This is a genomic window from Pseudomonas sp. FYR_2 (assembly GCF_043106425.1).
GTDB lineage: Bacteria > Pseudomonadota > Gammaproteobacteria > Pseudomonadales > Pseudomonadaceae > Aquipseudomonas > Aquipseudomonas monteilii.
In genome coordinates this window covers 1-11868 of record NZ_JBICMM010000036.1, presented here as the reverse complement: position 1 = coordinate 11868, position 11868 = coordinate 1, and the positions used below count along the sequence as shown (strand labels likewise).

Sequence of the window (11868 nt, the reverse complement as noted above, 5' to 3'; positions counted from 1 at the left end):
TACGCTTTCCTCAGAGCCTGTCAAGCGTTTATTTTGAAGTTTTTTGCGAGAAACTCGTTTAGCTTCAAACACTTGGCTCGCTGCGATCTCTCGTAGCGGGAGGCGAATCATACAGCGTTTAAAGCCGCTGTCAACCACCATTTCAACCGCTTGCGATCATTCGATCGTAGCCCTTTCAACTTCACCTCAACTATTTAACTCGTTGAATCTCAAGGAGTTTTTCGTTCCGATGTCGCTGGAAGTGGGGCGCATTATAAGGGGATTCGAAAGCGCGTCAACCCTTATTTTCAGAAATGTTTCATACTGCCCTACCCCGCCCACGGGCGAACTTGGGCAGAGCCCGTGTAATAGCCGGAATACGCAGCAACATCAGTAGAGCGCCAACCCCTGCATAGATCGCCCACTCCCTGAGGTCCGAGCGCACGATCCACAAAAAGTGCAGCAACCCTAAGCCAAGAATCACGTACACCAACCGGTGCAACTTCTTCCACCTGGCCCCCAACCGCCTCTGGCTATAGCGATTCGAGGTCACCGTCAAGGCCAGCAAGCCGAGGAACCCCAGCGCCCCCACAATAATGTAAGGCCGCTTACGCAGCTCCACCGCCAGCTGCCACCAATCCAGCCCCAGAATAAAGAACAGGTAGGCCAGGATGTGCAGCGCGATGTAAGCAAACACCCAGAGCCCCAGCTGCCGACGCACCACGACCCAGCCCGACCAGCCTGTCAGCCTCTGTAGCGGGGTCATGCTCAAGGTCACCAGCAGGAAGGTGAGCGCCCCGAGCCCAAGACGATCCATCATGATCTTGCCGGGGTCCGGCCCCAGCAGATTCATCGCCGCCTCATACAACCACCACGCCGGGAACAGGCACCCCACAACGAAGATGGCCAGGCGAAACCAGGGATAGCGCATCAATAGTTCTTCCGTAGATCTAGCCCGCTGTACAGTGAAGCCACTTCATCAGCGTAGCCATTGAACATTTGTGTTTCGCGCACATTGGGGCTGAACAACCCGCTGGGCAACCGCCGCTCACGCGCCTGGGTCCAGCGCGGGTGGTCGACCGTCGGGTTCACGTTGGCATAAAAGCCATACTCATCCGGTGCCAACCCTTGCCAAGTGGTGCCGGGCTGTTCAGCCACCAGGCTGATGCGCACGATCGACTTGATACTCTTGAAGCCATACTTCCAGGGCACCACCAACCGCAACGGCGCACCATTCTGGTTGGGCAACACCCGCCCGTACATGCCCACCGCGAGGATCGCCAGCGGGTGCATTGCCTCATCCAGTCGCAACCCCTCTCTATAAGGCCAGTCGATCAGGGCGAACCCGGAGCGCTGCCCCGGCATATGCTGCGGGTCTTTCAATGTCTCGAAGCGAACGTAGCGCGCCTTCGAAGTCGGTTCGACCTGCTTGAGCACCTGCGCCAAGGGAATGCCCAACCAGGGAATGACCATCGACCAGGCTTCGACGCAACGCAACCGGTAGATGCGCTCTTCAAGCTGATAGGGTTTAACGAAGTCTTCCAGCGCATAGCGGCCTGGCTTACCGACCTCACCATCCACTACAACCGACCACGGCTCGGTCTGCAGGCTGTCGCCATTAGCCGCCGGGTCGGCCTTGTCGGGGCCGAACTCATAGAAGTTGTTGTAGTGGGTGGCATCCTTGAAAGGCGTGATCGCCTCCCCCGGCACCGTCACAGCTTGCCAGTGAGCAGAAGAAAGCTTGTCACTGAACCAGCCTGGCGCCTTGCCTGCCTCGACATCGGCATATCGACTGGGCTCTGCCGCCAACCCCATGCGCGGCAATGCACCCAGCGCCAGGCCGGCCAACGAGCCCCCCAGCAGGGTGCGACGGGAAAGGTAGATGCCTTCGGGGGTGATCTCCGACGCCTTGCACTCGGAAGACCTGGGAAGCTTGATGAGCATGGGCGGCTCCATAGCACTGGATAACGGATGTACCAGTAAGACTATGGAGCCGGAGGGTTATTCCAGCATTAAGCGATTTTTACGCTTTGCGCCGGCGCGCCTTCAACAGGAACTGGATCGGCCCCGATGCAGCATAGGCGAGGAAGATCAGCAGCAGGATGCGCGGTGGGTCGCTGAACACCACGGCAAACACCAGCACCACCGCCAGGATGGCCACGAACGGTACGCGACCTTTGAGGTCCAGCTCCTTGAAGCTGTTGTACTTGATGTTACTGACCATCAGCATGCCGGCAGCCGCTACCAACAGCGCCACCAGGAACGACAGCTTGGAGCCCTGGATGCCGTAGTCGCTGAACGCCCACACGGTACCCGCCACCACACCTGCCGCAGCCGGGCTGGCCAGGCCAATGAAGTAGCGCTTGTCGGCGGTGCCGACCTGGGTATTGAAGCGTGCCAGGCGCAGTGCTGCACCGGCCACATAGATGAAGGCGACCATCCAGCCGACCTTGCCCATGTCACCCAGCGCCCAGCCGAAGGCCAGCAAGGCCGGGGCCACGCCGAAGGCAACCATGTCCGACAGCGAGTCGTACTCGGCGCCGAAGGCACTCTGGGTATTGGTCATGCGCGCAACGCGGCCATCCAGGCCGTCGAGCACCATGGCCACGAAGATGGCGATGGCGGCAAAGGCGAAGTACTTGCTCGCCTCACGCGGGTCACCGGCACTCAGGGCGCTCTGCGCGCTCATCGAGCTGATGATGGAATAGAAACCGGCAAACAGGTTGGCGGTGGTAAACAGATTGGGCAGCAGGTAGATGCCGCGGTGACGCACCTTGCGCCCTTCGGCGTCATGCCCTTCTTCAACGTGCTCATCGACAGGTAGCAGGCTTTCGGCGTCGGAGGGCTTGTTCGGCTCTTCGGGACGTTCGCTCATGGAGGGTACCTTGCAACAGGATGGAAAATGTTCGACACGGGCCTGCGAAACAGGTTCTAACGGCAGGCCACTGGTCTGCTTTATACCAGAAGCGGACTGCCAGAACGAAAAAACGCGGCCGAAGCCGCGTTTTTAATCTTTCGATAAGACTTAGTTCTTGGTCTTGTCGACGATTTTGTTAGCCGAGATCCACGGCATCATCGAACGCAGTTGCTCGCCGATGATTTCGATGCCGTGAGCGGCGTTGTTGCGGCGCTTGGCGGTCATCGATGGGTAGTTGGTAGCACCTTCGGAGATGAACATCTTTGCGTATTCGCCGTCCTGGATGCGCTTCAGGGCGTTGCGCATGGCCTTGCGGGATTCTTCGTTGATGACTTCCGGGCCAGTGACGTACTCACCATATTCGGCGTTGTTGGAGATCGAGTAGTTCATGTTGGCGATGCCGCCTTCGTACATGAGGTCAACGATCAGCTTCAGCTCGTGCAAGCACTCGAAGTAGGCCATTTCTGGCGCGTAGCCAGCTTCGACCAGGGTTTCGAAACCGGCTTTGACCAGCTCGACGGTACCGCCGCACAGAACAGCCTGCTCACCGAACAGGTCGGTTTCGGTCTCGTCCTTGAAGGTGGTTTCGATGATGCCGGTACGGCCACCGCCAACGCCCGAAGCGTAGGACAGGGCGACGTTCTTGGCGTTGCCCGAAGCGTCCTGGTAGATAGCGATCAGGTCAGGGATACCGCCGCCTTTGACGAACTCGGAGCGAACGGTGTGGCCCGGGGCCTTCGGCGCGATCATGATCACGTCGAGGTCGGCACGCGGAACAACCTGGTTATAGTGGATCGAGAAGCCGTGGGAGAAGGCCAGGGTAGCGCCCTTCTTGATGTTCGGCTCGATCTCGTTCTTGTACAGCGCGCCCTGGAACTCGTCCGGGGTCAGGATCATCACCAGGTCAGCCGCAGCGACAGCGGTAGCAACGTCAGCAACTTTCAGGCCGTGGGCTTCAGCCTTGGCAACGGTAGCCGAACCTTTACGCAGACCGACGGTAACGTCTACACCGGAGTCCTTCAGGTTGCACGCCTGAGCGTGGCCCTGGGAGCCATAACCGATGATGGCGACTTTCTTGCCCTGGATGATGGAAAGGTCGCAGTCTTTATCGTAGAAAACTTTCATGAAAATACCCCTGATTATATCTCGGCCCCTGCGGAGCCATCGCTAATTTTTGAATTTAGATGCTGAGCACTTTGTCGCCGCGGGCAATGCCGGTAACGCCGCTGCGCACGGTTTCGAGAATCGATGCAGTGCCGATCGCCTGGATGAAGCTGTCCAGTTTGTCGCTGGTACCGCTCAGCTGTACGGTGTACACGCTGGCGGTCACATCGACGATCTGGCCACGGAAGATATCCGTGGTGCGCTTGATCTCGGCGCGCTGGGCACCGGTGGCCTTGACCTTGACCAGCATCAGTTCACGCTCGATGTGAGCGCTTTCCGACAGGTCGACAAGCTTGACCACTTCGACCAGCTTGTTCAGGTTCTTGGTGATCTGCTCGATCACTTCGTCATGGCCAACGGTGGTCAGCGTCAGACGCGACAGGGTCGGGTCTTCGGTCGGCGCCACGGTCAGGCTTTCAATGTTGTAGTTGCGCTGGGAGAACAGGCCGACCACGCGGGACAGAGCACCGGGTTCGTTTTCCAGCAGCAGGGAAATGATGTGCCGCATATCAGGTACGCTCCGTCTTGCTCAGCCACATGTCACGCATCGAGCCATCCTTGATCTGCATCGGATAGACGTGCTCACTGCGGTCAACCGCGATGTCGATGAACACCAGGCGGTCCTTCATCGCAAACGCTTCTTCCAGCTTCGGCTTGAGGTCCTTCAGGCTGGTGATGCGGATGCCCACATGGCCATAGGCCTCGGCCAGCTTGATGAAGTCAGGCAGCGATTCGACGTACGAGTGCGAGTGACGACCGTTGTAGGCCATGTCCTGCCACTGGCGGACCATGCCCAACACACCGTTGTTCAGGTTGACGATCTTCACCGGCAGGCCGTACTGCATGCAGGTGGACAGCTCCTGGATGTTCATCTGGATGCTGCCTTCGCCAGTCACGCAGGCAACGTCCTGGTCCGGGAAGTTGAGCTTGACGCCCATCGCCGCCGGGAAGCCGAAGCCCATGGTGCCCAGGCCACCGGAGTTGATCCAGCGGTTCGGCTTGTTGAAGCGGTAGTACTGCGCCGCGAACATCTGGTGCTGGCCCACGTCGGAGGTGACGAAGGCATCGCCATGGGTCACTTCGCACAGGGTCTCGATGACTTTCTGCGGTTTGATGACGTTGCCGTCGCCCTTGTCGTAAGGGAACAGCTCGCCATTGCCACGCCATTCGTCGATCTGCTTCCACCAGGCATCCAGCGCAACCTTGTCAGGCTGCTCGCCGATTTCCTTGAGGATGCCGAGCATTTCGCTGAGCACGCTGTCGACCGGGCCGACAATTGGCACGTCGGCCTTGATCATCTTGGAAATCGACGCCGGGTCGATGTCGATGTGGATGATCTTGGCGTTCGGGCAGAACTTGGCCGGGCCGTTTACAACGCGGTCGTCAAAACGCGCGCCCACGGCAAGGATCACGTCGGCATTGTGCATGGCCATGTTGGCGGTGTAGCTACCGTGCATGCCGAGCATGCCGAGGAACTGGCGGTCGGTACCCGGGAAGCCACCGAGGCCCATCAGGGTATTGGTGACCGGCAGGTTCAGCGACTTGGCGATTTCGGTCAGCGCTTCGGAGCCACCGCCGAGGATCACGCCACCACCGGAGTAGACGATCGGGCGCTTGGCCGCCAGCAGCATTTCGGCAGCCTTACGGATCTGGCCGGAGTGGCCACGGACCGCCGGGCTGTAGGAGCGCAGCTTGACCTTTTTCGGGTAGACGTATTCGAACTTCTCAGCCGGGTTGGTCATGTCTTTTGGAATGTCGACCACGACTGGACCTGGGCGACCGGATTGCGCCAGGTAGAACGCTTTTTTCAGAACTTCCGGGATCTCGGTCGGGTTCTTGATCATGAAGCTGTGCTTCACGATCGGCCGCGAGATACCGATCATGTCGGTTTCCTGGAAGGCATCGGTACCCACCATGGTGCTAGGCACCTGGCCGGACAGGATGACCATCGGAATGGAGTCCATGTAGGCGGTGGCAATGCCGGTAATGGCATTGGTCGCGCCCGGGCCGGAGGTGACCAGCACCACACCGGCCTTGCCGGTGGCGCGGGCGTAGCCGTCCGCCATATGGGTTGCCGCCTGCTCGTGACGAACCAGGATGTGTTCCACTTCCGGTTCTTTGAACAGCGCGTCGTAAACATGCAGGAGAGCACCACCAGGGTACCCGTAGATGTGCTTAACGCCTTCGTCACGCAAAAAGCGGACGACCATCTCAGCGCCAGATAAAAGCTCCACGTTGTTCACCTCTAAAACGCCAGAATACCGTCCCTAGTGGACGGGTCTTAATAGGTTTACTGCCAAGCAGAGCATGAGCGAAAACGTCAGCACTGACTGAGCAAGTATTGGGAGCACCCCAGAGTGTTGCGGGGTTTTCCCACCCAGCGCGAGGTAACGCGTTGCGGGGTGTAACAGGTCGGCGCGGGTGTGCACCTCATGATCTGCTTAGCGGGTCTGCTTCTGGCAGTCCCTCTACAGCGGAAGTTGGATTCTTGTGATTCGGCGCCAACATGTCAAGAAAAATTATTGCCAATTTTTCCCCAAGATGAATTCCTGCCACCACTAACAATCGCTTCAGCAGCAGAATAAATAAGATTTCCATAAAAAAGGGCCACAATCTGCGGCCCTTGAAGGAAAAACTGAAGAAATCAGGCGGAAGGAGCGATCAATTGGTCAAATGCTGCCAACAGACGGCGCAGCTCACGACTTTGCTCCGGGCGGTCGGTAAACACGGTCTCGGCCATGACCAGGATGCTGGAGGCGCTGGGCAACGGCCGGCCCAGCTCGATAATGATCTTCATCCGCGGCAGGAAGATCCATTGCAGCCACTGCTCGAAGCTGAGGGTATCGACCGCGAACGGCACGGTACTGGCCAGTGCCTCGTCGCTGGGTGGCTCGTCATCCCACCACCCTTGCACCACCAGTTCACGCTCGATCAGCAACAGGTGGTCGGCAATATCCAGAATACGTTGCTCAATCATCACGAATTGACCCGTGCCTTTTGCCGGGCCAGTGCTGCGCCAGCGCTGTCACCTTGTTTTTCGCGGGCCTGGGCGATGGTGTTCCACAGCTCGGCCTGCAGGCTTGGGCGGCCGTTCGCGTAAGTCAGGCCTCGACGCGCCAACTGCTCGGCCTGCGCCGCATCACCTTGCGACAGGCGTACCTGAGCCAAGCGATACAGCACTTGCGGCTCACGCGGTGCAATGCGCTGTGCGCGCTCCAGGCTCGAAGCAGCGCCGTTGAAGTCACCACTGCCCTGCTGGGTCTGCGCGGTGGTCAGCAGTGCCAGCACCGGACCGTCCAGTTGCTCGTCGGCCGACAGGCCACCCGCAGGAATGCTGCTACGCGGAATGCCGGTTGGCGCGCTGGTGCTTGCCGGGGTGCTGTTCATTGCCGCGATGTCGAACGGTTCGTCGGCAATCGGGTTGGGGTTGGTGGTCATCGGCGCTGAACTGACAGGGCCAGAGGTAATCGGGCCCGGCGTGATTGGCGAGGTGCTGATCGGCGCCGCGCCATTGGCAGCCGGGAACGTCTGGATGCCAGAAGCGCCAGCGCCCTGCGGGATCATCACGGTCACGCCGGAGTCTTCGGGCAACGTCTGCGCTTGCGCGGTGCCCGTGTTATAGCCACCCGCCGAGCGGTTGGCTGTAACGCGCTCACTGTTGGACACGCGAGTGCTCGAATCGACCACCGGAATATTACCGCGCGGGACGCTAGAGCACCCCTGGAGCACAGCCAACGCCGTCACGGCAGGAAACAGCCACTTGTTCACGTCACACCTCATCAATGCAGCCTGTGCTTAATTCATCCAGCCTTTGACCCAGTCCATGACCGACTCTGCTGGATTCTGCTCGCCGCCACAGGTCGCGCCGGCGGGCGGTTCACTCCCGCGAATATACGGCATCTGCACCGCTCCCGGACAGCTGGCATCAGACCCATGACCTGTGTACGGGTCAATCCAGGCCTGCACCACGTTGTCCGGCTGCGGCATGTCCAGCGGTAGCGGGTCGGCCTTCTTCATGAAGCTGGTCCAGACCTGCAGGGCACCGGTGGCACCGGTAAATGGCGTTTTGCCGTTATCGTCACGGCCCATCCACACCACGGCCAGCAGGTCCTGGCTGAAGCCGGAGAACCAGCTGTCGCGCGAGTCGTTACTGGTACCGGTCTTGCCCGCCAGGGTCAGCGAGCGCGGCAGGGTGTTGTACACCGATCGGCCGGTACCTTCACGCATCACCCGCTGCATGGCGTTCTGCACCAGATAGATGGCGCCCGGGTCGAAGGTTTGCTGGATCTGGAACGGGTAGCGCTTGAGCGGCTCGCCTTCGGCAGTGAGCACGCTGCGGATACCGCGCATCGGTGTATTGAAGCCGCCATTGGCGATGGTCTGGTACATGGTCGCAACCTGCATCGGCGACATGCCGCCGGCCCCCAGCAGCATGGCCGGGAAGGCTGGCCAGTCGACATTCACTCCCAGACGGCCGATGGTCTTGATCACGTTGGGCACGCCCACTTCCAGACCGAGCTTGGCAGTCGACAAGTTGTACGAGTTGGCCAACCCCTGATACAGGTAGATGGTCCCGTGCGGGCGGCGGTCATAGTTTTGCGGGCGCCAGACCTGGCCGTCGGCACCTTTGACCGAGAATGGCTCGTCCTGCACCCAGCTGGTCAGGGTGTACTTGCTCGGCTGTTCCAGCGCCGTCAGGTACACCGACGGCTTGACCAGCGAACCGATCGGGCGCACAGCGTCGATGGCACGGTTGAAACCGGCGAAGCCTGCCTGGCGGCTGCCGATCAGGGCCTGGACTTCACCGGTTTCCGGGTTGGTCACGACCATTGCCGACTCCACCTCGTCAGCACCCTTGCGCCCCGCCAGGCGCTTGAAGGTCTCGCTCATCGAGGTTTCGGCCTTCATCTGCAGGATCGGGTCGAAGCTGGTGAAGATACGCAGCCCTTCCTCGGTCAAGTCTTCGTCGCGGTAGTCCTGGCGCAACTGGCGCTTGACCAGGTCGAGGAAGGCCGGGAACGAGCTGTCAGCCAGGCTGCCACGCTTGGTCACACCCAGCGGCATCTTCTTCGCTGCATCGACTTCCGCCTGGCTGGCCACGCCCTGCTCGGCCACAAGGTCGAGCACCAAGTTGCGGCGCGCCAGGGCGCGGTCGGGGTAACGTCGCGGGTTGTAGTAGGACGGGCCTTTGACCATGCCCACCAGCAAGGCGATCTGGTGCAGTTTCAGCTCCGACAGCGGCTGGCTGAAGAAGAACTGGCTAGCCAGGCCGAAGCCATGCACAGCACGCTGGCCATCCTGACCGACGAACACTTCGTTGAGGTAGGCCTCGAGAATCTCACGCTTGTCGTAGTGCAACTCAAGCAGCATGGCCATCATCGCCTCGGTCAGCTTGCGGCTGAGGCTGCGCTCGCTGCTGAGGTAGAAGTTTTTCACCAACTGCTGGGTCAGGGTACTGCCACCCTGGCGCATCGAGCCGGAGGAGGTATTGACCCACATGGCCCGGGCGATGGACTTGGGCGACACGCCAAAGTGGCTGTAGAAGTCGCGGTCTTCGGTCGCCACCAGGGTTTCGAGCAGGTACTTGGGCACCTGGTCGATCTTGATCAGGATGCGGTCTTCAAGGTTTTTCGGGTAGATACCGCCAATCATCAGCGGCTCCAGGCGCACCACATCCAATGCCTTGCCGTTGGCACCGGAAAGGCCCGCCACGTAATCGCCCGAGAAGCGCACGCGCACGAACTGCGCCGGCTCCATGCCCTCGTAGAACTGGAAGCCACGGGTATTGAGGTCGACGGTATTACCGTTGATCGCCGCGGCACCCGGGCCGTTGGCCGCGCTCTCACGGCGGTAGCCGAGCGCATCGAGTTCGGTGAGGAAGTCGTTCTTGCTCAGTTTCTGGCCGGTGAACAACTCCAGTGGCCGGGCATACACCTTGGCCGGGATGGTCCAGCGCTTGCCGGAGAACTTCTCCTGCACAACGGCATCGAGGTAAACCGCGAAGCCGGCAACGATCACCAGGCCTACCAGGCTGAGCTTCAAAGCCCAGCCCAGCCAGGCGCGGGAGCGGCCGGTCGGGCGTTTCGGAGGGGTACGGGGATTTCGGGTTCGGGTCATGGCGGCGGATTATACGCACTTTATAAAGGCTGGGCAGACGGCCCGGCGGTAGGCAGGGACGGCACCATTGACCATAATGGCGCATTCGAATTCCCTGCCCCGGATGGATTTCCCGTGAGCCAAGCCCTTATCACTGCGTTGCAGAACCCAGCCCTGTACCCTCACCCTGTGGATGGGTTCCAGCTCATCGAGACGCATATCTCCTGGGTGCTGCTCACCGGCGAGTACGCCTACAAGATCAAGAAGCCTATGAACTTCGGCTTCCTCGACTTCACCAGCCTGGACCAGCGCCAGCATTTCTGTAACGAAGAGTTGCGCCTGAACCAGCGCATGACCGACGGCCTGTACCTGGAAGTACTGCCGGTCACCGGCAGCGTCGATGCGCCGCAGATCGGTGGCGAAGGCGAGGCCATCGAATACGCCCTGAAAATGCGCCAGTTCCCCCAGGGGCAGATGCTCAGCACCCTGCAGGCCAACGGCGAACTGAATGCCGCGCACATCGACCAGATGGCCCGGCAAATCGCCGAGTTCCACCTGCAGACCCCCAAGGTACCTGCCGAGCAGCCCTTCGGTTCGCCTGAAAGCGTCATGGCTCCGGTCGAGCAGAACTTCGAGCAGATCCGCCCATTACTGACCGAGAAGGCGGACCTTCAGCAACTGGACAACCTGCAGGCTTGGGCACGGAGCAGTTTCGAGCGACTGCAAGGCCTTTTCGCCTCGCGCAAGGCCAATGGTTTCACCCGCGAGTGCCATGGCGACATCCATCTAGGCAACGCCACCCTGATCAATGGCCAGGTGGTGATCTTCGACTGCATCGAGTTCAACGAACCGTTCCGCAAGACCGATGTCTGGGCCGACACCGGCTTCCTTGCCATGGACCTGGAAGATCGCGGCCTCAAGTGCCTGGCACGACGCTTCATCAGCCAGTACCTGGAGCTGACAGGCGATTATGAAGGCCTGGAAGTGCTCAACTTCTACAAAGCCTACCGCGCCCTGGTACGGGCCAAAGTCGCGCTGTTCAGCATGCCGGCCAATGCCGATGGCGTGCAACGGGCCACCACCCTGCGCACCTACCGCAACTACGCCAACCTAGCAGAAAGCTACAGCGCCATTCCTTCGCGCCTCCTGGCCATCACCCACGGCGTTTCGGCAGTGGGCAAGAGCCATGTAGCAATGCGCCTGGTGGAGGCCTTGGGCGCCATTCGCGTGCGCTCTGATGTCGAGCGCAAGCGCCTGTTCGGCGAACAACAGCAGGCCGACGCTGGCCAGCTGAGCACTGGCATCTATGGCCAGGACGCCAATGCAGCGACCTACCAGCGCCTGCACGAAGTGGCGGCAACCGTGCTGCGTGCCGGTTTCCCGGTGGTACTGGATGCCACCTACCTCAAGCGTGGGCAGCGCCAGGCTGCGGCCGACGTTGCCAGCCAGACCGGTGTGCCATTCCTGATTCTCGACTGCCACGCCCCGGATGCGGTCATCGCCAGCTGGCTGGAGCAGCGCCAGGCGCAGAACAGCGACCCGTCGGATGCCACGCTGGAAGTGGTCAAGGCCCAACAGGCCAGCCGTGAGCCGCTGGATGCGCAGGAGCTTGGGCAAAGCACCCAGGTCGATACCCAGACCGCCGGCAGCATGGACCAGGTGATCGAGCAGATTCGCCAGCGCTTGCCTGGGCTTTAAGTTCGCCGCTCTCC

At 60.6% G+C, this 11868-nt stretch carries 10 protein-coding genes; 1 reads left to right on the top strand and 9 read right to left on the bottom strand.

The features are described 5' to 3' along the window. Positions 1–298 precede the first annotated feature (298 nt). From msrQ to mrcB, 9 genes are all read right to left on the bottom strand, one after another. The gene (gene msrQ, locus ACF8R4_RS14915; protein WP_104833944.1) at positions 299–910 is read right to left on the bottom strand and encodes a protein-methionine-sulfoxide reductase heme-binding subunit MsrQ; all 612 of its coding nucleotides are present in this window, start codon (positions 908–910) and stop codon (positions 299–301) included. After that, on the bottom strand, positions 910–1923 hold the full coding sequence (msrP, locus tag ACF8R4_RS14910; RefSeq protein ID WP_104833943.1) for a protein-methionine-sulfoxide reductase catalytic subunit MsrP: 1014 nt from the start codon (positions 1921–1923) through the stop codon (positions 910–912). The genes msrQ and msrP overlap by 1 nt, the downstream gene beginning before the upstream one ends. Before the next feature lie 79 nt (positions 1924–2002). Then, positions 2003–2854, bottom strand: coding sequence for a CDP-diacylglycerol--serine O-phosphatidyltransferase (gene pssA, locus ACF8R4_RS14905; RefSeq protein ID WP_003250045.1), 852 nt, complete (start codon positions 2852–2854; stop codon positions 2003–2005). Between the two features lie 150 nt (positions 2855–3004). Next, positions 3005–4021, bottom strand: a complete 1017-nt coding sequence (gene ilvC / locus ACF8R4_RS14900; RefSeq protein ID WP_003250043.1) for a ketol-acid reductoisomerase — start codon at positions 4019–4021, stop codon at positions 3005–3007. Positions 4022–4076: 55 nt separating this feature from the next. Next, positions 4077–4568, bottom strand: a complete 492-nt coding sequence (gene ilvN / locus ACF8R4_RS14895) for an acetolactate synthase small subunit (RefSeq protein ID WP_003250040.1) — start codon at positions 4566–4568, stop codon at positions 4077–4079. A 1-nt stretch (position 4569) separates the two neighbouring features. After that, positions 4570–6294 carry an acetolactate synthase 3 large subunit gene (locus tag ACF8R4_RS14890; protein ID WP_060498430.1) on the bottom strand — a complete coding sequence of 575 codons (1725 nt, stop codon included), beginning with the start codon at positions 6292–6294 and terminating at the stop codon, positions 4570–4572. 410 nt (positions 6295–6704) lie between these two features. Further along, positions 6705–7037: a YqcC family protein gene (locus ACF8R4_RS14885; RefSeq protein ID WP_392492811.1), complete on the bottom strand. Its 333-nt coding sequence runs from the start codon at positions 7035–7037 to the stop codon at positions 6705–6707. Continuing rightward, positions 7037–7840, bottom strand: coding sequence for a tetratricopeptide repeat protein (locus tag ACF8R4_RS14880; RefSeq protein ID WP_060498417.1), 804 nt, complete (start codon positions 7838–7840; stop codon positions 7037–7039). Before ACF8R4_RS14880 ends, ACF8R4_RS14885 begins: the two co-directional genes overlap by 1 nt. A 15-nt stretch (positions 7841–7855) precedes the next feature. Next, on the bottom strand, positions 7856–10177 hold the full coding sequence (mrcB, locus tag ACF8R4_RS14875) for a penicillin-binding protein 1B (RefSeq protein ID WP_060498418.1): 2322 nt from the start codon (positions 10175–10177) through the stop codon (positions 7856–7858). A 114-nt stretch (positions 10178–10291) separates the two neighbouring features. Between mrcB and ACF8R4_RS14870 the strand changes: the two genes are divergently transcribed. After that, positions 10292–11854: an AAA family ATPase gene (locus ACF8R4_RS14870; protein ID WP_392492810.1), complete on the top strand. Its 1563-nt coding sequence runs from the start codon at positions 10292–10294 to the stop codon at positions 11852–11854. Positions 11855–11868 lie beyond the last annotated feature (14 nt).